Genomic DNA, 25,364 nt, shown 5'->3' with positions numbered 1-25,364 from the left:
CATACTATCTGAGATTAAATTTTAATTTAAGGTAAATATATGTTAGCTAGTGATTTAGCAATTATTGTCGGTGGTACAAGTGGAATAGGGCTTGAAACAGCCAGAATAATTGTAAAAGAAGGTATGGATTTGTTACTAATTGGCAGAGATGAAAAAAAACTTAAGAGCATTATTAATGAACTTGAAAATAAAGGTTCAAAAGTAGAATTCTTGCTTATTGATCTCTATGACAAACAGCAAATTACGCTGCTTATAGATAAGATTAACAAGGAACTACGCAGGATAAAATATCTTATCAATGCTGCGGGTTATTTTAGGCCTATAAGCTTTATGGAACATAATGAGGAAGATTATGATCTTCAGTTAAGTTTCAATAGAGCTTTTTTCTTTATTACTCAGGCTGTAGCAAAAAATATGAAAAAAAATGGAGGAGGTGCAATAGTTAACGTTGGTTCTATGTGGGCAAATCAAGCTATAAAGGATACACCTTCCTCAGCTTATTCAATGCAGAAATCAGGCCTTCATTCATTAACTCAACATTTAGCTATGGAACTGGCAGATTACAATATAAGAGTAAATGCTGTAGCCCCAGCAATAGTATTAACATCTATCTATAAGAGCTTTATTGAAGAAGAGCAAATAGAAGCGTCATTACAAAATTTTAATAGCTTTCATCCCCTTGGCCGAATAGGCAAAGTGTCTGATGTTGCCAATGCTATTGAGTTTCTTTTATCAGACAAATCAAGTTGGATAACGGGAGAGATCCTTAACGTTGACGGTGGAGTTATGGCTGGTAGAAACTAAATACTAAATTAATTTCTATTACTTAGAGCAGCCATATTCTAAGTGGCTGTTCTAAGTAGCCATATTAAGATCTTTTTGTCATTTTAGTTATTTAAATTTTGCTCCGATATCTGTACTTGTATAATTAATTCTCGCGGTTTATAAGGTCTAATATTTTATAATTATTGGTTTTTAGGACAATTTTTAATACTTATTCTTTATCTTAATTAAGTTTAATTTGAAATATACATTAGAAATTTAGCCTTATTGAAGCTAAGTAGAATTTAGGTCTTGCTCCGGCGTGCTACAACCAAGCTTGATTAAGTTTAGTAATAGGATAAAGATTTTTTACTAAAATAAAATTTTTGCTATCTTTGATTTCTCTGAAATGTTGTTATGCGTTCTATTTCATTATGATCAATAACAAAGACAAACTTTAAATGGCCATCCATTTCTTTTATAAAATAGGAAATATCAAAGTCCACTAAAGGATTTGTATAACAATCTATAAGACTCCATTTAAGATTTGCTAAGCAATGATTTGAATTAAAAGTAACTAATTCAAATCTTATTAATTTACAGACATCCGCCCCTAATTTTTTATAGCCTTCAAAGGACTTTGCCAAATTAATTTGGAATTTATAATCATTTTCAATATACCAAGAATCTTTTTGCGTAGACAATACAAATTGATTATGGAAATGTGATGCAATATTTTCTATATCTGTTTTCAGTACAGCATCTGCATATCCATTTATAAAATTTTGAACTTTGGATTTTTTCATAACTTCTTTCTTACAATAATTTATAGTTTACAGATTTTTACAGAAGTGATGAAGAAACTGTTTGATATTTCTCGTTTTGGAAAAGAACATGTGTTTTGGGAGAAAGCTGAATAAAACTATGCATCAGAAGAAACTATCGTCCCTTGGTGATAAACAATGAGCCATCTATTATTTTCTTTTCGCCATAGTGTAGAGCGACGGGTTATTCTTGTTTGATCCTGAACTAAAGTATAAGTCAATAAATAATTATCTTGCGAAATTTCTCGGCATTTAAAGTTACATGTTTGCCAATTGTCTTTGTAGTTGGGATCAGCATATCTTTCAAGTAGCGTTTTTATTACAAATTCTCTATCGTATATTGCGCCTGAAGCACCAACTTCCCAAAAGTCATCAACTGTCATTAATTCGAGGTCTTCTCTAGTTTTCCCAAATTTATCTGGATGGTGAAAGATTGGTTCACGTTGCTTTAATTCTTTTAAAATTTTTTCAATTTTATTCATGGCCAATACTTAGCATTATTAATACTTATATAGTGTCATTAATTCTTTTTAATAAACAAGTAAAAGGGATTTCGGAAAAGGTGCTTACTTTCTATTAATGTTATCCAGAAGGCTAATAACTTTGAGTTTACTATACCAATTTGTGTTGATATATTGTACACCCATGACACTGGGCATTAAATATAAATGTCTCCCACCATTAATCTTAATCAATTTCCTAAAAGGTTACATAGCCATGAAATTTTTTTTCATCAAATCTACTTACAAAAGAGTAGAAGAATTATATTGGCTTGGAAAAGCAGAGGCCAATGAACAAATTTGTTTGTCAAAAGATAAAGTTATTGGTGAGTTTATTATCCTTGGATTTTATCGATTAATGGGAATACCTACCCCCAAAACCTATCTAGGTGAGAATGAACAAGGTTACGTGCTAATAAGTAAGTTAATGAAAAATTGGACTAGTTTACGCCTAAAAGAAAACTTTGAGGAAACGCCGTGTTTGCCAAGTTCCTTAACAGGTCTTGCGGAATTTGAACTTGCCTCAGCTGTATTATCTGATATCGACGCGAGTGGTTGGATTTTTGACAATATCGGCAAAAAGGACAAAGATAAAAAATTCCTTCTCACAAAACTTGATGGTGGCACTCATGTATTAAACCAAAATAAGGTTAACTTCTATAAAGAGTTTTTTAGAATAAGTGACCAAATAGATCAATTCCCAGAAGGAATTTCAACATTATCAGATGATGATAATTTAAATCATACGTATTTAAAAATATTCTTAGTAGAAAATATAACAAAATATAACCAGCACTATAAGCATTTATTTGATAGCATTACCAAAGATCAAAGAATTCAAGCTTTAAACAAACTACAAAACATTAGTCGAAATGACCTAGAATTGTTACTAGGAAAAATACCAGAGGATTGGATGGCTCAGGATAGGAAAAAAGAAATTTTAGATTACTTAGAGAATAGAATAAACGCGTTTAAGAATAAGTTTAAAAAATATATATCTGAAGAATCTAAGCTTGAAAAAACAGCAAATCAGTCCTCTAATTATTTCTTTCAAAAGTTACTCTCACAAAAATCAGTAGTTAAATCCAATTGGCAACAAAAATACACTCTTGATCCAAATTATGCTGATGAAAAAGACTGGAGTCAATCTGGAGCCGGTCACAAACGGTATACAAAAAGTTATAGTTAATAATTTCTTAAATTAAATTGTATTGAGTTTACTTCTACCTGATGTGTTAAATGATTTAGGCTGGTATGTAGCGTTTTTAAGTAGGGGTCTTGATTAAAAATCCTCGATTTATTGACGAGCGCCCAGCTGTTATTAATAATAGAGACCAATTTGCTAAGATAATGGATAAATTTAATAACAGACCACGAAAAACTTTAGGGTATACCACACCTAATGAACGGTTTGCAGCTGGAATTTAAATGACAGAGAAAAATAAAGATAATGTTTATCAGGTCTATGATGAAATTATTGATTGGTTTGATGATGCTCGCACTAAAGATCTGAAAATGGAGAAATTTTATTTAAATTTTATTCAAAAATATCTACCGCTTAAAAGTAAAATATTAGATGTTGGTTGTGGTACGGGAGAGCCTATAGCAAAGTTTTTAATTAATGCAGGTTATATTGTGACTGGGATAGATGCCAGTAAAAAAATGATTGATCGGTGTAGACAACGATTTCCAAAGGAAAAATGGCTTATAGCCGATATGCGTACCTTGAATTTGAAAGAAAAATTTCATGCAGTAATTGCTTGGCATAGTTTTTTTCACCTATCCCACGAAGATCAACGCAGCACATTAAAATTACTAGCGTCTTATGTAAATCAACATGGTTTATTCATTTTTACATCAGGACCAGAATTTGGTGAGGTTTGGAGTGATAATGGAGGACACGAGCTATATCATGCGTCACTTTCTACCGAAGAATATAAACAGACCCTTATTAATAATAATTTTAAAATATTAATACATAAAATAAGAGATCCAGAATGTGGAGAAGCAACCGTTTGGGTTGCCCAAAAAAGCTAGTTGCGTTAGCGATTTGAATCCGCCTTGCGATAAGTTAATTTCGCTTAAAAATTTAAATTACGCTTATGGTGTTTTATCAGGCAAAATTGTACTGGTTTGCTCATTTAGGTTTGAATTGTTTTGTTCATCTTGGCTTGATCTGTTTTGTGCCAACTCTTTCTTAAGCATTTCAATCACTGCTTTATCTTTTTGCTTTCTCTCAGCTCTTTTTTCAGACTTAGTTTTTTTCTTTAAGCCTAAATTTCTCGTTCATGCTTAAAAAAAGTATCCAAAGACTTATCTTCCCTTACTAATTATGATGGGGCCTTGAGCAGAAAAATTTTTTAAATTATCTATTAAGACGTTATTTCTTTTAACGAGGACATAAATATGTGTTTTTGGAACATTTTTATATCATTCACCCTTATAGTTGTCTTCTGCAATAACTAAGTTTAATTTGCAATATACAAATTACTGTTGAAAATGTAGCCTGGGTGAAACATATTGAAACCCGGGTTTCGACCCTGCAGGCCTGCACCAGGCTATACTTGCTATTGACTTTAATTAACAGATTAAGATAATTGCCTAAGTTAATTTCAGAGCAATTACAATGGCCAAAATAATTTATAAACAAAAAGACTTTCAGAATGCTGATTCAGTGTCACTTAAAATCAGAGATGATTTTTCAAATATACCAAATGTAAAGAAACAGGCGAATGCTCGCTGGGATCTTCATTCAATCGCCTTGACTGAAGATGGTTCGGTTTACGTTATTGGATACAATGAAGGCCAGTTTGGGCTGAGTAATCAAGAAAATCTAAATAAACCCCAAAAAATTGAAGGGTTACCTCCAATTAAAGATTTCACCATTGGACATCGCTCTGCATTTCTAATTGATGAAAACAATAACGTATATAGTTTTGGCGATAATAAACATGGCCAATTAGGATTGGGCCATGAAAACAACGTTTTAGTACCTCAGGAAATAACAGCTTTAAAAGGGTGTAATATTACCAAAATCTGCTACTGGGCATCAGCGGCTTTTTTTCTAAGTAAAGATGGTACGGTTTACTACAGTGGTACCTTCGATAGTAATGCTATGTTTTATCCAAAAAAACCAAGGGTGCATAATAAATTATCTGCAATAACTAAAATGGATACAACAACTGATTTTACTATGTTTTTAGATTCTACAGGGAAAGTTCATGTCCAGTTTGACAATCAATTTACTAGCTCCTCTCATACTTCGGCTGATTTTTTAACATTACCTCATACAGACATTCGTGATATTGGTATTCATTATATTGATTCCTATCATGGTCACGCTCCTTATGTTCAAGTTCTACTTGATAATTCTGGAAAAGTGTTTTTTGCTGGTTTGAACAAAGGTCTATTAGATGAGCCATTGTCATTACCTAAAGTAAAGCGCATGACTCAAGGTGTATGCTATGGAAATGATAAATATCTGGGAAATGTCTTTGAGTTATATGACGGTTCCTTTATGGCAGTTAAAATCTATAGGAATTCTGATTGGGATTTTGAAATAACTGAGGAGAAAATTTTAGCAAATAGTCAACTATCCAAACAACTAAAAGAACTGATGGATAAGAGAGACATTGAAGATGCACCCATTCAATTAGAAAACACTGAATCGGTAGTAAACTTCTATTTTTGATTTTTTAAGTAACAAAAATAGCTGATGTTTGGGGGAGTAGATTGGATAAATCACTCTACCCCTCTTCAGAACTAGACTTGCCGAACTACCGTATCCGGCTCTGATGCAAAAATTTATATCAGACAATTTTCACCAGAGCATTATACTTTAATCAGCGGTCATTCTTACGCATACAGATGCAGTTCGGCAGGAACAGCGACTTTACCATCTATAGATAATTGCCAATTTGCATGTCTTGGTCCTGGGCACTTAGATCCATTGTTATAGCTTTATCTATTGGCTTAAAAATATTTTCATATTCAATAAAATGATTATAAGCTGAAGTAATTAGTTTATTCTCATTTGGTAAAAAACAAACGCTATATGATTGTCGTTGTGCTAACTCTGGCTTGATAATTTGTAAAGAGTTAATTATTACATTTTCAGGTAGCATCCGAACAAATTTAGCTTTATTGAAGTACCCGCCATTATCTACTACCACAACATCGATAGTTGAATTTTTTTGGACTCCTAAATTTGGATCATTGTATTGAGACTGTATATCAAGATAAGCTTTTTTAGGTATGCTAGAAAAAAAGGGGTTATCGTTCATTTTCTTAACAGCAGCAGGCGAAACATGAAGCATCAAAAACTGATTGCGATCATCATGAATGACTACTGTATGGCAATTTGTAATTCCTGTTGACAGTAATCGGATGGGGTAATTATTTTTTTCTTCCTCATCAATTTCAACTACATGTCCTATTCTTTTTTCATATTTTTTGAAATGAGGGTCAAGCAATTTAGTTGTTATATTTGTTTGTGGGTCATATTGTACAGCTTCATCTGTACGAATAGAAATAAATCCAGGCTGGAGTTGAAATTGAGAGTTTTGACGGATAATAGCTTGTTTAAGTGAGCGTACACTAAAATGTTTACCAGATAGAATGGCGTCAATATCAAAACGATCACAAGTCTCTTTTTTTTGGTTAAATAAAGTTTTAGGATATGCGTGAAAGTGCGTTTTGTCTAACCACCAATCAAACTGTTCTAAATTCTGTTCTTCGCCACTAATCAATGAAAAACGAAAATAATTTCTCATTGTTTTTTTAGTTCATCTAATGAGGTTATATTGGCATATGAACTTTTTGGCAGAAACGCCATCCATTTACTAAGCTCTTCTTGATTAGTGATATTTTCTAATTCTGAAATTTTTAAATCAACAGCCGTATCTATTAATAATTTAATTGCTTGGTAAATTTGGGGGATTTCATTGATTCTTTGAATAGGAGTAATAGCATTTTTACGATTAAGATAATCTTGCTGCTCGGCTATTTCATAAAGTTTTAAAATGAAACTTTGTAACTTACCAATTGTCAGCGTATCTTTACCTTGTGCTTCTTCAATTTGTGCTACTTCCTTAATTAAATCCTCTTTCTTTAGAAGATTTACCTGCTGGTTTAACAGTTCTTTGATTTCAGAATAAAAATTAGTCATTTCTTCCTCGCGTATAAATTAAAGTGGTTAATTTCGTTCTAGATGGATAGGATGGTAACAAATTTGTGGATTAACTAAATATTGAGTGGTTTTTCACAGTAAAATTCACCTTATGATTTTTTTGCCTGAAGTGATTATCTATTTATCCATTAAAATACTTAAATTTATCCATTTCTTATTAATATTTGATAAGAAAATGGCTATGCATGGAATTTAAATTTTCCTTAGCAATAAAATCAAAGTATATAAATAGAACAGTAAAAAAATTCGGTATTATATAGAAATGAAAAAACGATCAAATTAAAATCAAATTCATGGATTAATGTCTTTTAAGTTAATGAATGCAATTAAAAACTTAAATTTTAAATATTGTACTACTAATAATATTATTAATTTCTTTAGAAAAATAGATATATTTATAAACCATTTGATTATTAATAGTCCTATAATCATAATTTAAAGGATTTTAATTTATCAGGTGAAATCCCATTTTATTGCTCTTTTTTATGTCTGATTATGCTAGCAATCAGACTTATTAAATTTCATTCTAATTTTTTCTACTGTCACTGCTGTATCCCTAATATATTAATACATTAGAATTCTACTTTAGGTTATCAAAATAGTCTGAATTAAAATATTTAGCATTAAGAGTAAATAATCTTGAACAATATATAGTTTTTATTTAACACATTTTTAGTCAGAATAGACTTGGTGAAGCAATGCATAGCTAAGTTTCCCTTTATTAAATGATATCCATATTTTTTTATTTGTGTCAGACCTGTTTAATCCTTTTTAACCAGTCTTAATGTATATAATTATAGGTTTTTAGGACGCTTTTATATCATTCACTCTTGTAGTCGTCTTGTGCAATAACTAAGTTTAATTTGCAATATACAAATTAATATTAGCAATGTAGCCTGGGTGAAACAAAGTGAAACCCGGGTTTCGGCCCTGCAGGCCTGCACCCAGGCTACGCTTGCTAACCAGCAAAGACCGTTATCTAGCAATACAAGGATATGCAGGAGTTGCGAAGACGTCCATGCTTGCGGAAGTGAGCTTATTGATTAAAGCACGAGGTTATGCGCTTCGGGGTATTACTGTTGCAAGCTCAGCAGCTTTTGAGTTGCAAGAGAAAGCAGGCATTCAAACAGATGTCTTTCCCTTGGTGCATTAAGAATTAAAGAATGCACGAGCCGCTTCTTTAGCAAAGACAATTTTTATTGTCGATGAAGCTTCCATGTTGTCCTCGCAGCAAGGTCATGAACTTATTAAACACATTGAACGCACCGGTGCAAGACTTGTATTAGTCGGGGATAAGGCACAACTACCCAGTGTGAATGCAGGACGCCTTTTTGGGCTAACTCAAGAATACGGTATTGAGACGACTATCATGGATGAAATAGTGCGACAAAAAAATGAGGTACTTAAAGAGGCGGTATGGCAGCAACAAGGGGAGAGGTGAAGAGCGCATTAGATAAGCTTGATGTTAAGACACTATCAACCCATGAAGAGCGCGTGGCTTGGATTGCCAATCATTGGCTTTCTTTAACACCGGATACTCGAGAGAAGACCTTGCTTTTTGCACCCACGCACGCCAATCGTGAATCCATTATAAAGTTGCTTCGGGAGGGCTTAAAAGAAGAGGGCACCTTGAGTAGCAAGCCTTTCTGTCATTTAACTCTTAAAGCAAAAACAATTGAACCCATACAGCAGCGATTTGTGGCCTACCATCAAAAGGGTGATAAGGTCCGCTTTAACCAAGATTTTAAACGACATAAAATTACATCAGGTCATTATTATACGGTGGGAGAAATCACTAAAAGCCATCGAGAAGAGAATGTATTACCCCTAATAGACAAACAGGGTAAGTTAATTAAATTTAATTTGAAAAATCTACCGAGCTATAAAACGCATACCGCACCTTTTGAGAGGCTGATTGAAGTGTATGAAGCAAAATTGTTAGAGCTTTTCGAGGGCGATAAAGTCATGTGGACCCGTAATTTTAAAGCACATGAAATCCGTAACGGGCAGTGCGCAACACTGGTAGCAATCAATAAAGACGCGCTTCATTTTGTCACGAAAGAAGGGCGCTCTTTAACTCTTGAAAAAACACATCCTGCTTTAAACCATCTCGATTACAGCTATGTTTTGACTAACTACAAAGTTCAAGGAAAAGATGCACCGTTTGGTGTTGGCTTAATGGAGTCCTTTCATCGGTTTGGGACCACACTTAATAATTTCTATGTCCAAATTTCAAGAGCCATTCATGGCATGATTTTGGTTACAGATAATAAAGAAAAATTGATTGAAGCGATTGAAAAAAACGCATCTCTTTAGCCCGCCTCGCTTGATATAACGTCTAGTAGCCAATTAGTGCAACACGAAAACCGATTTAATCACCAAAATCAACTATCACTTCAATCAACCATTGATAAAAAGCTTCAAATGGAATCGCATAATTTATCAAAAATAATGAATTCAAAAATGAAGACAGAAGAGCAAGAAATTAAAAGAGAAAGAGTAGAAATTAATAAAGAACTATTCAAAGAATTAGAACTATAAATTAGGAGTTTTTCATGCCACGCTTAACGATTTCGCTACCTGACAATTTACATCAGTGCCTCGCAACGCTTGCAAGCAAAAATAATGTTTCCCTGTCTAATCTTATTAATCAATTAATTCAAATTGGGCTCTATCATAGGTCTAATGAAATTAATGAAATTAGAGAAAATCAAGCGGTTGAAAAATATTGTCATCAACTCACGATTCAGATGAGCGCGCTTATCAAAAAATTATCTACTGAATTGTTAAAGTTAAATCGAGAAGATTTTGAGAAATTACAGCTTGCAGCGGCTAGTAAATATAGCGAACTTTAAACGACTTCGCTTAATAAAGAATCCTAAATCTTAACAAGAGTGGTGAAGGGGTGATGAAGTGCGTGATGAATAGAATAAGACGTCATTACTTTAACCTAAGAAGAATAAGGGCTCTTCATTATTTTCTCTTCACCACAACCTTCATCACGTATTCACCGTCATTTTATGCAAATAAATTAGCAGCAAACCCTTAAACTATTGATGGATAAAGGAAGAGAAGGGCATATGTGAATAATGCGAAAGGTGTGCTGGCTATGCAATAGCTAACTTAATAATCCTCTCGGTTTTTTGCTCGTTTTTTTAGGCTAAATTAATTTAAAATTTATAGCGCAAATCAATTGCGCGTTTGTGATTGATTTATATTAACGATATAAATTAATGTCTATAGCCATCATTTTTTAGTGTAAGGTGATAGGTAATTTGTTAAAATTACTTATTGAGATTAAAATACTTTCTTTGTATTTAAACAGCGAATAAAGAGCACTAGGTGAAAAACTAAACTTAAAAAAAATTTCAGAATTAAAAGGATCTAAAACCACCTCTACTATTAAACAATATTTTTATTGCCAACTAGAAAAATTTCCTCATCAAAACGGGGGTGTTTATAGTATTGTTGTTGATAAAGTTCATTTATATTCTTAGGTTAGTGATGTAATTGATCCACATCGATTATATAATTTACTTTGTCATGAAATCATTAATAAGGTGGGTTAATAGTTCTACCTACATTTTCTGCAAACTTTTCACCAAAAGCTACTGAAGTACTCTGAGTTAATTTTTGGATATAATCTAGCCGTCTGTATAAGCTACCTTCTACATCGATCGGCTGACCTTTAAGTTTTTTACTTAAGGCTTTAAGCAGAGCATCTACGTTTTCCTCTCTACCTGAACTCCTTTCATACTCTTGCAAAAATTGGCGTATCGTTGTTGTATGGTTTCGCAGTTTAAAAGAAAACATTAACTTAACTTTAGAAAAGAGAATTGAATCAGATGGATTTGTTTTACAGTAATCTCTTAAAAGTTGTACAGTACAATGGTAATCTTGCTTTGATTGAGTTAATTCTGAATGTTGATTTTCTGTCTTCTTCCAGATGCTTTTGTAACTATTAGGATACTTTGAATCATTGTGTATTTCATCTCGCCTTTGTTTTTCTTCTTCTTGCCTTTGTCTTTCTGCTTTTTGCTCATCTAATTTTGGTTTAGAATTTTCGATAATCGTTAATAAATTTGGAAGAGTTTTACATGAAATGTATCCATCCTTAGCAGAGGTAATTAGCGTTTCATGCACATTTTCCTTAAACGGTTCTAACTTTTTTTGCACAGCAGCTTTAAATTCTGCTTTAATAGTTGTAGTTTCTTTAAGTTTATCCACTTTTGTACCAACTAATATAATGATAGCGTCAGGGTAGCTTTCTTTTAATTGGCTTAATTTTTTATTAATATCGGTCGTGTTTAAATGTTGAGAAAGATCGACACAATAAAAAAACACATCGGTTTTCTCATGGTGTTTATCATACCATGTTGTAAGTTGTGAGTCGGATGGATCACCAGACATATCCCAAAACTCTACTTTTCCTTCATTATTAACCTTAACTGTTTCCAAACTAAGACCTAGAGTTGCCTGATATTTTTTTTCAAATTTACGTCCCAATAAAAGGTCAATGAAAGTTGTTTTACCACTTCCTTGCTCACCTTTCATAACAAATTTCATCTTCATATTAAATTCACTTTTTAAGCAAATATAATTAATAAATAATAAATATAGATAGAATAATAATCAATTATATCATAAATAAATCATAATGATAATTAATTGTAACAAGGCCTTGTTAAGTCAATTTGAAAATGTTTTTTTCATTAAAAAATATAAACTCTTAAATTTGATATTCATTAAAATGATAGACTTATGCAATTAACTCAAAAGTATTTTGAATTTCTGTGCTTTTAAAAAGGCAGCTTGACGAATTAATGAGAGTAAGTAAAGCTTATCAGCAGGCTATATCAACATTTAAACAATACGTTGTTATAAGTTATGGCGAATTAGATTAAAAGAATATGTTAGGGATAAATTAGGAACTCCCATATTGATTGAGGGTGAATCTGCTCGCAAGCTCAATCTCATATATGAAATTGTGAATGCCAGTTTAGATTAAAGCGGTATCACCACAGCATTTAACGTAAGTTTATTTAATAAGATGATTATGGCTTATAAAAAAGCTAATGAGATTATTTAATAGACTTAATATTATCTTTTTAATTAAATTTTACATTAAGTAAATTAGGTTTCTACCTATATTATCATTTATTCTTTAGAATGAGCTTAATTAACAGTATTGATTAATGACATTCGCTGGTGATTAAAATAGAATCAGAATTATAGTAATTATTTCCATAATTTTAGAGAATAAAAATGTTTGCTATCTCTCCTTCATTAGAAATCGGCTCTTACGAATACTTACTTGATGAAAAAGTATCCTCTTATAAGCAGCTTGTTGATTTAATGAAAGTAAGTAATGCAGAACATTTAATTGATTTAGTAGATAAAACCACTGCAGAAGGTTATTTTAATCGCGTATATACAGAAATTAAAAGAAGCAAGGTCGCTGATTTTAATGTTTTTATGCGAGGAACTGCAGATTATTTAACTAAGCTTAATGATGCGGAATATCCCTTGCCACTTTTATATTATCGCGGCAATCTTGATCTCTTGCATACACGGGGACTGGCTATTGTTGGTGCAAGAGCTGCCACTGAAGAAGGAAAGATAAGAACTAAAAAATTAGTTAAAACGCTTGTTGAACATGATTTTACAATTATTTCTGGTCTTGCTGCAGGCATTGATACAGCGGCTCATACAGCCGCTATTCAATTAGATGGAAGAACAATTGCGGTGATTGGTACTCCCATCACCCATTTTTACCCGCCACAAAATCGTGCTTTACAAGAAGAGATTGCTAAACATCATTTACTTATTTCTCAAGTACCGATTATTCGCTATGAAAAGGGAAACCCAAACTCAAATCGCTTTAATTTTCCTGAGCGAAATAAAACCATGTCAGCAATTAGTGAAGCGACTGTTATTGTGGAAGCAAGTAATACGTCAGGATCTTTAACACAAGCAAAAGCCACGCTTAAACAGGGGCGAAAATTATTTATTTTGAATAATAATTTTGAAAACCAACAGTTAACCTGGCCTCAAAAATTTGAAGAATTAGGGGCAATACGGGTTAGAGACATACAAGACATCTTAAATAACTTATAAGCCATGTATAACTTAATCCAGCTAGAAAGCTGGGAAATTGAGCAAAATCGTTTTGCCTTATTATAGAATAAAAGTGTATTTTTACTATTCTTAGATTTACTACATTAGTACAACCTTTATACTTAAAAGTATCTGTAGGAGCGAGTAAAACTTCTGCCGATTGACTATGGTAATTGTTGTTCTCTAAGTCTTGGGACGATCTAAAGAGATGTAAGATACAAGCTTTGGTGTATGTGGGTTAAACACAGCGACCAATAGTAGATGAAAAAAACGTACATGAATGGACGATTTGTAGATAATTGAATCGGAAACTAACCTTTGCCTGCATTCGCTTAGGCTATTGAAGCTAGTTAACTATGCTCAAAAATATGCTGATGCTCCTCATCGAGATAATTCAAATATATTAAAGATAATGCTGATTAATATTTGCAATGTTAATTCACCCTGTAGGATCACCTAGCCATGAAAATGACGCCATTTGAAATCAACTAAACTGTTTAAGCTCGTTATAGCTGCTCTAAATACAATTCTTACAATGTTACCTTAACTTTTGCAATAGGATCTTTGAGAAAGCATTATCATATTAAACTCGCTTCGCACTCCTTAAAAATGCATTTTGAATCCTTATCTTAATATGGCTATAAGCTGCATAAACGATATAGTAATTTGATTTAGGCCTGAGGCTAAATAACTAAGCTTTACCATGATTTTCATAGAGCTTGGTTAAAAGCACTCTACAAAGCACTTTTTGTGCACCTTGTTAAAGGTGAAAATTGGTTAAGGGTGGTTTTATATTAATTTTGCAATATACGGCAATATAAAAATTGCTTTAGGAAGGCATCCCCAGAGATAGAAACTGCCTAAAAGTGCTATACACAATTATATTCAAAACTCAATATGATAAAGCAGTTGTGTAAGGCTAAAATCTAAATTAATTTATAATGTCAATTTAAAATACATGTCATGCTATAATTATCCTAATTGAATTATTTTTAGTATATTATGCCAAATCACCATATTTCACCTACTCAGGTTAATTTAGATGTCCCAGAGATAAGTTTTCACCATGCCACTGCTGGCTTAGTGACAAGGCCTATAACCGACCATCCTCCTATGATTCAAAATACAGCTTGGGGAGCCATGGCTACAATGAATATGTTACATCCTGGTTCTGCAATTGCGCCACCGGCACACGTTGATGGCGTTGACAAGCTACCTGCTGATGGTAGAGAGCAGATGGAGCAAATAGCGTAATGTATTTACGATATGTTCAATAGTTGCGTAGGTGTCCTAGCATTACAGGAAGTTCCTGATCCTAATTCGCAGAATTTTAAATATTTGGTGGATAAATTAAAATATTTAGTAGGTGATTCTAACCTAATTGACGTTGATGCATTAAAATCGCAATGGCTTAAAACAGGTACGCATGCTTTCGGTACGTCAGTTTTATACAATCCTAACATCTTTACGCTATAGCAAAATGCTAAGTCTGTTTTAGGAAACCGGGGTGCAACTTATGAATTAACGCATAAGGTAACAGGGGATAAAATACCTGTAGCGAATCTTCATAGCCATTTTAAGCAACAAGATGCAACGATACAGTTTATAGATAACTTTAACGGTATTTGTTTAGGTGATGCAAATGTAAGTGCTAATAATGTAAAAATCAATCAGTCTAATCCCTTAACTCTTCAATCTCTTGATCAGCCAATTTTTATAGCGATGGATAAGACAAATCAAAAACAGACAAGGCAGGCTAATACTATCGATGTTTTTCAAGATACGATTAGTAAAGCATTTAATCCTAACTTTATCCCAAGCAAATCAAAAATAGATACATCAGCTCAACTTTTTCAACATGATTCTAAACAAGCTACAAAACATATAGCAGAATTTATGAATTACCTTCAACAAAACGGACAGGGTAACCTGGTTCAAGACAATAGAGTAAAAGATCTTTCTTTAAGAACACCGCCCAAAAGCTCAAAATCCGACATAATAATAACCGATCCAGACGTTGCTCAAGCTTATAGAAAATTTTTATCGCCTCCAGCGCTGCAAATCATACCAGTGACTTCACAACAGGCCATGGAACATTTACGAGAATTTTCAAAATTTCTACAACAAAATGGACAACAGCATTTGCTACAAGGCGGGATAATAAAAGGCGTTTCTCTTGAAACACTCTCTGGCGGGAGTCAGGCACAGATAAAAGTAACTGATCCGGAAGTTGCTAAAGCTTATACACTTTTTGCAAATACTGTAAAAACACAAGTTATTCACATTGAAGATAAGAAAGCAATAGCGCATTTGAGAGATTTCGCTGTTTACCTTAAACAAACAGGTCAAGTGCAATTCATTGATTCAGTTAGTGGGAAAATAAAGGATGTCTTACTTAAGATACCTCCGGGAAGCACCCAAACTCAAATAATGTTTCAAGATCCAGCCGTATTTCAAGCTTATCAGACATATGCAAATTCTAAACAATCATTAGTGCTAAAAATTAATGCTAAAGAGGCTGTTGCACATTTAAAGGATTTTGCCACTTATCTTCAACAATATGGCCAAGGCAATTTAATTAGTTCAGCGACTGGTAAAATACAAGGCATTTCATTGACAACACCTAAAGGAAGTACACAAGCTGAAATTACCTTCGAAAATCCAGGAATTGCACAAGCTTATACAAATTTCGTCCAGGTTCTTCAACAAAAGATTATGGATGCTAACAAATTAATGAAAACCAATCTTCAAGGTATTGTAGAAAGTGAGCAAAAAGAATTAAATGCTGGTGAATTTACATATCCGAAATTTTAAGCACAATAAACTATTTAGCAGAGTGCTATATTCTCAAGAAGATTAAGTTAGAAAAATTTAGAATTCTTAAAGTGAGTTATATTTTATTCTATCGTTAAATTAATTTAACAGTTAAAATTTATTGCCTCAAGGCTTTCTACTTCAATTATTATCCACATCAGTTTAACTACCAAGATTTACCCAATTCATTCCAAATAAAATTTGATTAAACGAATCTATTTTTAATTAAGCTATTGACTTTAATCAATTTATTTATTGTAATTCGTGTTATACATTATACTTACCGCGCCTTTATTGGCCAGATTAAATCCAATTATTTTTTCACAAACACCTACCACTCTACTAGAGCTTCTAATTAAAGATAAGGATGTAAAAATGATGTCAGAAGAAGCATATACTCTTAATCAAGCTGATTTAACTGTTTTACTCAATGCCATAAAAGAAACTACTGCTGAGCATGCAATATTTTTAACTACAGAAATAACAAATTTTAAAGAAGATTTAATTTTAAGTGAAGCCAAACAAACTATTGAAGAATTAAAGCAAATAACCATTGCTTTAGAACAAAATGCTTCTATATCAATTGCATTGATTGAAGATTTTTTAATGAACAGGTGGGAGAGAATCAGGGGTAGTTTTCTAAGTTACACAGGGATGCCTGAAGGCTATGTTAACCGATGTTGTCTTACGTTTGCCACCATCTTGCATAAAATAAAGCCTGAAAAGAAAAAAATGCAATATCTAATGCCAACTTTAACACATTTGATTGATCAATTGGATTTATTTCCTGATAAACAAATTGATGATTATTGTTTAGATGAGGTCATCTTATCCGAAACACAGAATGCACTTATTCCTGTTCAATTATTAAGTTTTATTATACCTGGCTCAACAACCTTATCCGAATTACATAACCCTTTTGTAAAAAGCGAGGAAGATACGGTATTGCTGTTATCAGAAGATGAGCAAAAACGTCTTATAAGCCACAATGAAGATACGCAATATTTCTTTAAGCTTTTTACCACCATACTTAACGCTAAATTACAAAGCCCCTCTTTAGGCGGGAAGCTATTTCAATTAATTCAAGCCCTAAAACAAGGTGGTAAAAAGGGTGGACATGGTGGCTCTGAATATAATGCAGGTCCCGATGCGAATATAGGCATTGCTGATTTTATGTTTTACTGGAATAGTCTTAGTCAAGAAGAGTGCGATAACGTTAGTAGCTTATGCACCAATAAAGAAACTTTAGGTCAAATAATAAAAATATTGCAAGAGGGCACAGGTCAAAGTGTAAGTTCATCAATTACGTGTGTCGAAATAAACGCAGGCAAGTTAGAAGATATTTTAAATGCTCATCCTGAATTATATAATACTATAAGCTCTAATTCTAAAAATTATATTTTAGCACTGGAAACTGAATTTCATCACTATAAAAATATACTCGGCGCAAAACTATCTGGTAGTGATAAGCTTAAGCTTTTAACGCCTAATCTATTTGAAAATACTTTTTTATTTAAAGAAGAAAATATTATTAAATTGCTTGTATCTCTAAATTCAAAATTAAAAAATAAAAAATATACTCATCAAGATTTAGCAGATATAGTTAAAATGTACCTAAAAACAATTTATTGTTCACCTGAGTCTCTAAAAGCGTTTGATCATGTTGGAAAAACGGCCTTAACAGGATGTATTCTAAACGCAGATATAATCAAAGAGATAATTGCTAGCCCTCATTGTACCTTTGAGGTATTAAGTCAACAAAATAAAGATGGTGATACTGCTTTATTTTATGCGATAGAAAAAGCAGGCTTAGAGGTAGTGCAAGCAATTCTCGCAAGCCCTTATTGTGCATCTCAACTATTTATGCAAAAAAATAAAGAGGGCCATACGCCATTAACGTTAGCAGTGAAAGGGCGTAAATTAAATTTAATTACAGCAATTATTACGAGCCCTTATTGTACTTTAGAGATTTTAAACCAACAAAATGATAAAGGTGAAAATATCTTAACAAGTGCAATAAATAAAGGTTGTGTAGAGATAGTTCAAGCTATCCTAACTAGCTCTTTATGTAATTCTCAATTATTGCTACAGAAGAGTAGAGAGGGTCATACGCCATTAAGCTTAGTTGTGAAAAAAGGAAATCACCATCTAGCTGCTACTATTATTAACAGCCCTCATTGTACTTTTGAAGTTTTAAACCAACAAAATGACGATAGTGCTAGCGCGTTAATTCTTGCAGCAGGCGAGGGTAATGAAAATATTACTAAAACGATTTTGGCTAGCCCTTATTTTAACTATCAAATTTTAAACCAAAAAAACCAAGCAGGGTATACACCTCTTATGTTGGCTACAGAAAAACATAGACTAGGTATTGTTACAACAATTCTTTCAAGTTCTCATTTTAATTCTATAGCATTAAACCAATGTAATAATGAGGGTAGTAGTGCTTTAATGATTGCTGCGGAAAGAGGTATTGATGACATAATACAAGCAATTTTAGTAAGTCCTCATTGTGACCATCTTATTTTAATGCAAAAAAATAAATCTAATTATACGCCACTACACTTAGCCATTCGAAATGGTCGCATTAATGCAGTTAGTCTTATTACTACTAGTCCTTATTGTAGTTCGGAGGTCTTAAATCAATCTACTAGAGAAGGTAGTAATGCTTTAATTATGGCAGCTGTTGATGCCGATGAAATCATAGTAAATGCAATTATGACAAGTATAAACTTTAACAAGCAAGTGTTAATGCATCAAAATAGGTATGGCGAAAGCGCATTAATTATAGCAGCAAATTGTATTAAAAACCCTAAAGTGATGCAAACGATTCTTAATCATCCTTTATGTACGTTAGAAGTCTTAATACAATGCAATGAAGCAGGGTATAGTGCATTAATTCAGGCAGTTAAAAACCACTCGCTTGATATGGTCAAAATCATACTTAATAGCCCATATTGTACTGCCCAAGTTTTAACACAACAAACTTGCTATGGCTATAACGCCCTTATAGAAGCCGTAAGTATACAACGGTCTGATATTGCCGAAGTACTTCTGAAAAGCCCTTATTGTAGCCAAGAATTATTAATACAACAGGATAAGAACGGTAATACGGCTTTAATAGAAGCAGCACGTCTAGGTGAGCTTGGTATTGTAAAAGCTATTCTAGCTAATCCCAAATGTGATTATTCTGTTTTAATGCAAAAAAATAAACAGGGTCGAGATGCTTTAGATTTAACAACAGATGAGACAATCAAAACGTTAATAAATGAAAAGTTGCTAACAGTCAGCAAGCCAGAAGAAAAAATGAATATTCAAAATAATAAAAATCTTTTCTTTACGCCTGAGCAAGAAAAGAAAGAGTTTAAGCAAACAATAAATAGAAATGACTCATTTTTACTAAATAATTAATCACTTAAGTGTATATAATTTTAATAATCCCATTAATATGGCCCACCTAAGGGCCTTTTTTCTAAAGCAGTTGTTATAGTTAACTCTAAATTAAATGTAATGTAAAAAAGCACTATTTTTTAAAGTTATAAGTTGTTACACGCTGCTTGTATTAATAGCAAGCAATTTTGATGATCATCACGTTTGGAATGAAATTATGAATAACCTACATAACACTTATCAGATTATTTATGGCAACCCTTGAATCTGCCTATTATAAAGCTATGATAAGTTTAATTAACAAACAAACCAAACTTATGGGTTATATTATTTATAATCGAGTTGCTCGTTCAAGTTTACCTTCCTAGTTTGTTATTTTTTAACCTCGCCATTATTTTAAAAGCTCCATTTTAAATAGTTGCTAAAGCCTTAATTTAATTAGGAATTAATATTTCTAATAGTTCTTACATATAGCTTATGATAAATTATGCCGAGTTTTAAATATTCATAATGAAAAAAAAAGAAACTTACTTTAGGTAGTGATTGAACTGAGGAATGCTTAATGAGAGAAAAAAAAGAAAAGGAGACCAATTTACAGAAAGCTCCCTTGCAAAACATTGCAACTATAATGAAGTTAGAAATTGACTCTTATAGTGAATTAATACAATCACTTCCAGCAAAATTGCGAAAAGATATTATTAATGAATTAGATACCAGACTTATTGTCCAACGCGCTGAATTACTCTGCAAAGAATTATCAGAAAATGCAATGGTAGGTCTAAATTTAGAGGAATCACGAACTTTATTTCTAGCAGCTTTAAGAAATTTAAGAGACAAAAAAATATCTGTAAATCAATTAGCGACTCTACATATTCTTGATTCAGCAATTCGTACTTTGAATGTATCGCCAATGATCTATTTTATTTACCAGTATGTAAATGGTGATGGTCATCTTGCAAGGACAATTAACGCGTTTACTTTAACGACGTTAAAAGGTATGCCAACTTCTGTTAAAAGATATCCTTATAACGCGCTTGTTCTACCTAAAGAAGGTATATCGGCATCTGATATGCCCTGGCGAATGCAAAAGCCATTAATGCAACGTTTTTTTAATTTTAATGAACTTGAGTGGGACCAATTTTGTGAAGAGATGACTAAAATCTCATTAACAGAACAATTTTTTTTATATATTAATTGCTCCTGAAGAGGGATGTTGGTCCAGTATTGTTGCCAATATACAAAAATTGCTAAAGTGTATGCGTGTCTTAGATTGGCTTGTTGAATCCAAAGATAATGGACTTATAGAAGAAAAGATCATGCTTGTGCCAAGTTTTAGCATGTTTCAAGCAGCAATTAATGCTAAAGCAAAGAACTTAGGTCGGGAACCTGTAGAACTAATCCCTACCTATGGTTATATTGAAGAAGAACATTATACTAATTTAAAAGCTTTTGGAAAAATTGCTATGTCTTTGTATTTACCCGAAGAAAGTATTTATAAACGATATAACAATAGTCAAGGAAAATTTAGAACCGATATCGATGGTCATCCTCAGGAAACTGCCTTTGCTGGCGCTATTCACGACGTATATCATGGAATGCGCGAAATGGCTATGTCAGAAAATGTTGCTAAAGCTAGAATGCGTTTAGCATTTATAGCTAAGAATCATCCAAAAAATAAGATGAATTCTCAAAGCCGTCCGGTAAGTGAAATTTTAGTGGATGGAGAATTAATTTATTCGTATTCTCCAGAGACTGATACCATATTTGATCCTGAATACCGACCAGCCCGCGCGGAATCATTTGGTGATTTATTTTATAATACTGCTTTAAAATTTTCTTTGCATGAAGATTTAAAGCATGCCTTTATTGAAGATATGGTTCTCAATAAAGAAGCATGGCAAGAACAATTTCGCTTAACTAAATCAGACTTAAGGAAAGAAGATCAGGTAATTTTTGATGAAATAGAATTAGAGCAACTTAGAAAATTAGAAAAAGATAAAGAATCTCGTTTTGGTTTTATCAAAGCGATCAATAAATTTGGTTTTTTAGGAAAAAATTCTCAAAATAATTCAGATTTAGATCCTTCGCCGAATAAGGGATTTGAATTTGGTTAATAGCATCATCAACTATGTTATTTTTAACGCAAATAAATAATGAAGAAAGTGCGGTTGCATTACTGGTGGTATCCGCCTTCTTCGCTATCTCTTTAAGTATGATTGGCGGAGTAATCAGACTTAACAGAGAGGTTACCTATCTCCCTTCTGAGGTTAAAGGAAATTATATATAATCTACAACTAAATTAATACCTATCATGAAAAACTTAGTTCTTATACCTGGACTACTTGGAAATGAAATTTTATGGCAACCAATGTTACAGAGTTTAAAAAATGATTATAACGTACAGATAGTAAATGTGAGTACTTGTGAAAATATCGAAGAATTTGCTTATAAACAATCTTTAAATATCCATGAAGGCTTTATATTAATTGGTTTTTCATTAGGCGCGGGGATTGCTCTAACTATGTATAACTATATGACAAAGTATTGTAATAGATTAATCTTAATCTCTTCAGCTCCTGGATATTTAAAACAATCAACAAAAGAGTTGTTTTCATCTTATATACAACAAATTAAACAGGGGAAATTTGAAAGTTTTATTCAGAAAGATTATGAAGAAGATGTATCTTTTGAAAACAAAAAAAATAATAATTTAAAGCCAATTCCAGAAGATGATGCGAAAGGAAGGAGCTCAAGTTGCAATTAAACAATTAAATGCTTTAATCCATTGTGGAATTAAATTTGACCACTTAAAAGAAATAAGATGCCCTACTTTATTAATTCGTGGTGATCAAGATAGTAGTATAAATATTATAAGGCAAGAGCAAATGCTAATGGAAATACCAAGCACTAACCTCTCAATTATTTCGGATTCAGCTCATTATGTGCCATTACAAGCCCCTACATCCCTTGCATCCACTATTGAAAAATGGCTAGAGTGGTAATCATCTCTAAATTAAACTTAATCTTTTAATTAACCTAAATTAATACTCTATTTTTAGGTAAATAACATGTGTTTTTGGGACACTTTTATATCATTCACTCTTATAGTCTTCTTATGCAATAACTAAGTTAATTGGAAATATATTAGAAGTGTAGCCTGGGTGAAACAAAGTGAAACCCGGGTTTCGCTCCTGCGGATCTACACCCAGGCTACATTTGCTGTCATTTTAAATCAATAAGAATAGATGTCTACATACAAGTAAATTTAATACATTTCATTGTATTGAATTTTCTTATAAGCAGATGACCTACTATATTTAATTGAACATGTTATTTGTAGGGTTTATTAATTTAAATAAGAATGATTGATGCCTTTAGAGAAGGAATAGATTAAAGGTTCTAGGTCGACTTTATTGGTTAAAGAAAGCTGGCAATTTTTAACAAAAAAATCCTTAAGTTTAAGTAATGGTAGTTGGTTTGGAAAGTTAGCCAAACCTACGCTCCACTTTGTGAAGGCCCGGGTTTGAATATTCTTTTCCTCTAGTAATATGATATTGGTATGACGTTTATCCTGCTTAATATTTATATACAAGTTTGAAATAGTTTCTCTTTCTCCCTCCAATACTTGAAAAAAATAGGTTTGATAAAAAAGCAGTAGGCCAGTGATATCAGATTGCGTGTTATTTTTTCGTGCCTGCTCTGTTAAATAAATTAAATCATCCATATTAAAGCTTGCTATGGCGCTACTCGAATAGATTAATTGGGAAAGCAATATTTTACTCCTGGTGAATGAAAGTAAATTTATGATAGTTAAATAGATAATGGTAACAATAGCCACTCACATTAATATCCTATTACGCTTTTATCATAAGAAACTAAAAATACTCTTCGTTAACAAGTTACACTTTTTAGATGATTTAAAATCAGCTCGGTATTTACTTTAAAACGAAGTAAAGGTAGTATCTTGAAAACTGAAACAAAAATCAAGAGAGTCTTTATGACGCATGGTGGTAAACGAGTGGGTGCTGGCCGTCCTAAAGGTAGTGGACGATATGGCGAAAGTACTTGTACGGTTCGTGTCCCCCGTTCGCGCTTAAATGCTGTGAAAGCCTCTTTGTCGACAAGCCCATTAAAGGTCGGTCTTCCTTTTTTCTCAACCACTATTCGTGCAGGGTGTCCTACACCGATTGATGACAGTAGAGAAGAATATATTGATCTAAATACCCATCTTGCTGCTCAACCCGAATCAACATTTTTAGTCACAGCCTCTGGTGACTCCATGATAGATGCAGATATCTATGAGGGTGACATGCTTGTTGTTGACAGCAAAGTAGAAGCTTGCTCAGGGGATATTGTTATTGCAGTCATTCATGGTGATGCAACGGTTAAACGCTTAGCTATTTTAGACCATGAAATTCAATTATTGCCTGAAAATCCTCATTATCAGCCTATTAAATTGAGTGCTGATATGGAATTTAAATTGTTAGGCGTGGTGACTCATATTATTCATCGTGTTAAGTAAAGGAGCCTTGTTATGAAAAGTTTATTTAATTCCCTCTTTAACGCAAAGCACAAGTTAAAAAGAAAAACACTTGCCATTGTTGCTCAAGATAGAAAGGTTATTAACCCTGCCATCGATTGTAAAAAAATAAAAAATCAGGGTAAACCTTAAAAAGTTTACATGAACCAAGAAGTAGCTAATTAAACTATGTAAAAAACAACCTCTTTCGTTTTGCCATAAGTATTAAGGGTAGATTGGCTATGTTTCAAACCAATCTATAATTAAAGACTGTAATCAATTACAAGCGCTCATGTTCGCCAATATTTGGGCGCTTTCCAGTTAAATAAGCGCTAGCATATTTAAAGAGTTGGGTTGCTCTACTTTCTTTTCCCTGCCAATATTCAGCTTGATAGGATTCTACTTTAATTAATGTGACAGAAGGGTCATCTTTTCCCTGTGGAAACCAAGCTGCTACAAAAGGGTTCCACATTTGTTCGATTAGCTCTTTATCTCTAGCTAAGGAAGCTTTTCCTGAGATAGAGACATACGTTTGAGCTTTTGGGCAGCTAAAGGATAAACAGACGTCGTGATGCTTATCTATTTCGTCTGTCTTCTCCGTAGGATTTTCTGTGAAAAAATAAAAATTTCCATCATAGTTTTTTTGCACTAAATGCATGGGTCGAGCTTGTAATACCCCTTCTACATCCGTAACTAACATGGCAACTTCTAAGGGTTTAACTAAATCCCATAAGGTTTTTGCTTCTTCTGACGATAACATAGGTGCTCCGTTATTTATCTTGATTAGATAACTAAGAGGGTAACAGATATTTCGTCAAAATAAATTAGTATATTATTTTATTTGTATTTGTGACATTTTATGTCAATAAAATTGACTCAAATATTTGTGTGTGCTAATTTAGATACACGCTTCTATAAAAAACTAACTAGGAAATAAATATGTCTGATTACAACAATACTTCAGAAATGGTTAAAAAAGGAAAAAACTACCTTCATGAAGAAGGGGGCAGATTATTAGAGCAAGGCGCACAAGAAGTAAAAGAGTCTGGTAAAGACTGGTGGGCTTATGTTGAAAGTCACCCTATCCAATCTATGTTTTTTGGGGTTATTGGTTATTTTGCCTTAAAAGGAATGTTTAAAAATTAAATTTTAAATAGTCTGTTTGTTAAATCTTAATTATTTTCTTATATTGTTAAGTTAAGGCTCAAATGGCTTTAGCTTAGCAATTTTATTTTCTCGTGTTTAATACT

General features: G+C 32.6%; 27 protein-coding genes and 1 pseudogene. 21 read left to right on the top strand and 7 right to left on the bottom strand.

Annotated features, from left to right (window positions below):
* Positions 1 to 39 precede the first annotated feature (39 nt).
* A complete protein-coding gene (locus tag DYH30_RS12205) occupies positions 40 to 804 on the top strand; it encodes an SDR family NAD(P)-dependent oxidoreductase (RefSeq protein WP_115331918.1) in 765 nt (254 codons plus the stop codon).
* Between the two features lie 347 nt (positions 805 to 1,151).
* On the opposite strand, the gene DYH30_RS12200 is transcribed toward DYH30_RS12205, so the two are convergent.
* Both DYH30_RS12200 and DYH30_RS12195 read right to left on the bottom strand, forming a co-directional pair.
* Complete coding sequence (locus tag DYH30_RS12200; RefSeq protein ID WP_115331917.1) at positions 1,152 to 1,568, bottom strand: hypothetical protein; 417 nt, start codon at positions 1,566 to 1,568, stop codon at positions 1,152 to 1,154.
* A 116-nt stretch (positions 1,569 to 1,684) separates the two neighbouring features.
* Positions 1,685 to 2,068 carry a nuclear transport factor 2 family protein gene (locus DYH30_RS12195; protein ID WP_115331916.1) on the bottom strand — a complete coding sequence of 128 codons (384 nt, stop codon included), beginning with the start codon at positions 2,066 to 2,068 and terminating at the stop codon, positions 1,685 to 1,687.
* 235 nt (positions 2,069 to 2,303) lie between these two features.
* Between DYH30_RS12195 and DYH30_RS12190 the strand changes: the two genes are divergently transcribed.
* The 4 genes from DYH30_RS12190 (at position 2,304) to DYH30_RS12180 (ending at position 5,777) form a co-directional block, all read left to right on the top strand.
* The gene (locus DYH30_RS12190) at positions 2,304 to 3,275 is read left to right on the top strand and encodes a hypothetical protein (protein WP_115331915.1); all 972 of its coding nucleotides are present in this window, start codon (positions 2,304 to 2,306) and stop codon (positions 3,273 to 3,275) included.
* An 89-nt stretch (positions 3,276 to 3,364) separates the two neighbouring features.
* Positions 3,365 to 3,514, top strand: coding sequence for a hypothetical protein (locus tag DYH30_RS18005; protein WP_160116209.1), 150 nt, complete (start codon positions 3,365 to 3,367; stop codon positions 3,512 to 3,514).
* Positions 3,515 to 4,123, top strand: coding sequence for a class I SAM-dependent DNA methyltransferase (locus tag DYH30_RS12185; RefSeq protein WP_115331914.1), 609 nt, complete (start codon positions 3,515 to 3,517; stop codon positions 4,121 to 4,123).
* Positions 4,124 to 4,712: 589 nt separating this feature from the next.
* Complete coding sequence (locus DYH30_RS12180; RefSeq protein ID WP_115331913.1) at positions 4,713 to 5,777, top strand: RCC1 domain-containing protein; 1,065 nt, start codon at positions 4,713 to 4,715, stop codon at positions 5,775 to 5,777.
* A gap of 208 nt (positions 5,778 to 5,985) precedes the next feature.
* Here the strand turns inward: DYH30_RS12180 and DYH30_RS12175 are convergent, their stop codons facing one another.
* Positions 5,986 to 6,858 carry a hypothetical protein gene (locus DYH30_RS12175; RefSeq protein WP_115331912.1) on the bottom strand — a complete coding sequence of 291 codons (873 nt, stop codon included), beginning with the start codon at positions 6,856 to 6,858 and terminating at the stop codon, positions 5,986 to 5,988.
* Positions 6,855 to 7,253 carry a hypothetical protein gene (locus DYH30_RS12170; protein WP_115331911.1) on the bottom strand — a complete coding sequence of 133 codons (399 nt, stop codon included), beginning with the start codon at positions 7,251 to 7,253 and terminating at the stop codon, positions 6,855 to 6,857. The genes DYH30_RS12175 and DYH30_RS12170 overlap by 4 nt, the downstream gene beginning before the upstream one ends.
* A gap of 931 nt (positions 7,254 to 8,184) precedes the next feature.
* Between DYH30_RS12170 and DYH30_RS18355 the strand changes: the two are divergent.
* The 4 genes and pseudogenes from DYH30_RS18355 to DYH30_RS12160 all read left to right on the top strand — a co-directional run bounded on the left by DYH30_RS18355 (position 8,185) and on the right by DYH30_RS12160 (position 10,129).
* Positions 8,185 to 8,715: pseudogene (locus DYH30_RS18355) on the top strand (AAA family ATPase).
* Positions 8,691 to 9,590 (top strand): hypothetical protein, encoded by a 900-nt coding sequence (locus DYH30_RS18350; protein WP_244917900.1) that lies wholly within the window; start codon positions 8,691 to 8,693, stop codon positions 9,588 to 9,590. Before DYH30_RS18355 ends, DYH30_RS18350 begins: the two are co-directional and overlap by 25 nt.
* A gap of 36 nt (positions 9,591 to 9,626) precedes the next feature.
* On the top strand, positions 9,627 to 9,815 hold the full coding sequence (locus DYH30_RS18345) for a hypothetical protein (RefSeq protein WP_242604728.1): 189 nt from the start codon (positions 9,627 to 9,629) through the stop codon (positions 9,813 to 9,815).
* 14 nt (positions 9,816 to 9,829) lie between these two features.
* Positions 9,830 to 10,129, top strand: a complete 300-nt coding sequence (locus tag DYH30_RS12160) for a ribbon-helix-helix domain-containing protein (RefSeq protein ID WP_115331910.1) — start codon at positions 9,830 to 9,832, stop codon at positions 10,127 to 10,129.
* A 697-nt stretch (positions 10,130 to 10,826) separates the two neighbouring features.
* Here DYH30_RS12160 and DYH30_RS12155 read toward each other — a convergent pair.
* A complete protein-coding gene (locus tag DYH30_RS12155) occupies positions 10,827 to 11,846 on the bottom strand; it encodes a GTP-binding protein (protein ID WP_115331909.1) in 1,020 nt (339 codons plus the stop codon).
* A 693-nt stretch (positions 11,847 to 12,539) separates the two neighbouring features.
* Here DYH30_RS12155 and DYH30_RS12150 point away from each other — a divergent pair.
* The 9 genes from DYH30_RS12150 (at position 12,540) to DYH30_RS12110 (ending at position 22,597) form a co-directional block, all read left to right on the top strand.
* Positions 12,540 to 13,391 (top strand): DNA-processing protein DprA, encoded by an 852-nt coding sequence (locus DYH30_RS12150; protein ID WP_115331908.1) that lies wholly within the window; start codon positions 12,540 to 12,542, stop codon positions 13,389 to 13,391.
* A gap of 1,002 nt (positions 13,392 to 14,393) precedes the next feature.
* Positions 14,394 to 14,645, top strand: a complete 252-nt coding sequence (locus tag DYH30_RS12145) for a hypothetical protein (protein WP_115331907.1) — start codon at positions 14,394 to 14,396, stop codon at positions 14,643 to 14,645.
* 12 nt (positions 14,646 to 14,657) lie between these two features.
* Positions 14,658 to 14,867 (top strand): hypothetical protein, encoded by a 210-nt coding sequence (locus DYH30_RS12140; RefSeq protein ID WP_115331906.1) that lies wholly within the window; start codon positions 14,658 to 14,660, stop codon positions 14,865 to 14,867.
* Positions 14,868 to 15,113: 246 nt separating this feature from the next.
* Positions 15,114 to 16,205 carry a hypothetical protein gene (locus DYH30_RS12135; protein ID WP_115331905.1) on the top strand — a complete coding sequence of 364 codons (1,092 nt, stop codon included), beginning with the start codon at positions 15,114 to 15,116 and terminating at the stop codon, positions 16,203 to 16,205.
* A 375-nt stretch (positions 16,206 to 16,580) separates the two neighbouring features.
* A complete protein-coding gene (locus DYH30_RS12130) occupies positions 16,581 to 19,616 on the top strand; it encodes an ankyrin repeat domain-containing protein (RefSeq protein ID WP_115331904.1) in 3,036 nt (1,011 codons plus the stop codon).
* Between the two features lie 541 nt (positions 19,617 to 20,157).
* On the top strand, positions 20,158 to 20,799 hold the full coding sequence (locus DYH30_RS12125) for a hypothetical protein (RefSeq protein ID WP_115331903.1): 642 nt from the start codon (positions 20,158 to 20,160) through the stop codon (positions 20,797 to 20,799).
* A gap of 52 nt (positions 20,800 to 20,851) precedes the next feature.
* Positions 20,852 to 21,709, top strand: a complete 858-nt coding sequence (locus DYH30_RS12120; RefSeq protein ID WP_115331902.1) for a hypothetical protein — start codon at positions 20,852 to 20,854, stop codon at positions 21,707 to 21,709.
* Positions 21,710 to 21,906: 197 nt separating this feature from the next.
* Positions 21,907 to 22,359, top strand: coding sequence for an alpha/beta hydrolase family protein (locus DYH30_RS12115; RefSeq protein WP_115331901.1), 453 nt, complete (start codon positions 21,907 to 21,909; stop codon positions 22,357 to 22,359).
* Positions 22,328 to 22,597, top strand: a complete 270-nt coding sequence (locus DYH30_RS12110) for an alpha/beta fold hydrolase (protein WP_131740677.1) — start codon at positions 22,328 to 22,330, stop codon at positions 22,595 to 22,597. The genes DYH30_RS12115 and DYH30_RS12110 overlap by 32 nt, the downstream gene beginning before the upstream one ends.
* 344 nt (positions 22,598 to 22,941) lie before the next feature.
* On the opposite strand, the gene DYH30_RS12105 is transcribed toward DYH30_RS12110, so the two are convergent.
* A complete protein-coding gene (locus DYH30_RS12105) occupies positions 22,942 to 23,367 on the bottom strand; it encodes a BLUF domain-containing protein (protein WP_131740676.1) in 426 nt (141 codons plus the stop codon).
* Positions 23,368 to 23,559: 192 nt separating this feature from the next.
* Between DYH30_RS12105 and DYH30_RS12100 the strand changes: the two genes are divergently transcribed.
* Both DYH30_RS12100 and DYH30_RS18000 read left to right on the top strand, forming a co-directional pair.
* A complete protein-coding gene (locus DYH30_RS12100) occupies positions 23,560 to 24,117 on the top strand; it encodes a LexA family protein (protein ID WP_242604727.1) in 558 nt (185 codons plus the stop codon).
* A 12-nt stretch (positions 24,118 to 24,129) separates the two neighbouring features.
* Positions 24,130 to 24,267 (top strand): hypothetical protein, encoded by a 138-nt coding sequence (locus DYH30_RS18000; RefSeq protein WP_160116200.1) that lies wholly within the window; start codon positions 24,130 to 24,132, stop codon positions 24,265 to 24,267.
* A 127-nt stretch (positions 24,268 to 24,394) separates the two neighbouring features.
* On the opposite strand, the gene DYH30_RS12095 is transcribed toward DYH30_RS18000, so the two are convergent.
* Positions 24,395 to 24,874 carry a pyridoxamine 5'-phosphate oxidase family protein gene (locus DYH30_RS12095; protein ID WP_115331898.1) on the bottom strand — a complete coding sequence of 160 codons (480 nt, stop codon included), beginning with the start codon at positions 24,872 to 24,874 and terminating at the stop codon, positions 24,395 to 24,397.
* Positions 24,875 to 25,053: 179 nt separating this feature from the next.
* Between DYH30_RS12095 and DYH30_RS12090 the strand changes: the two genes are divergently transcribed.
* Complete coding sequence (locus DYH30_RS12090) at positions 25,054 to 25,260, top strand: hypothetical protein (RefSeq protein ID WP_115331897.1); 207 nt, start codon at positions 25,054 to 25,056, stop codon at positions 25,258 to 25,260.
* The last annotated feature ends 104 nt before the right edge of the window (positions 25,261 to 25,364 follow it).

Source organism: Legionella busanensis (assembly GCF_900461525.1).
In the GTDB taxonomy this organism is placed as follows: Bacteria; Pseudomonadota; Gammaproteobacteria; order Legionellales; family Legionellaceae; genus Legionella_C; species Legionella_C busanensis.
Note: the sequence above shows the minus strand (reverse complement) of the source record. Positions and strands in the feature narration are given on the sequence as shown.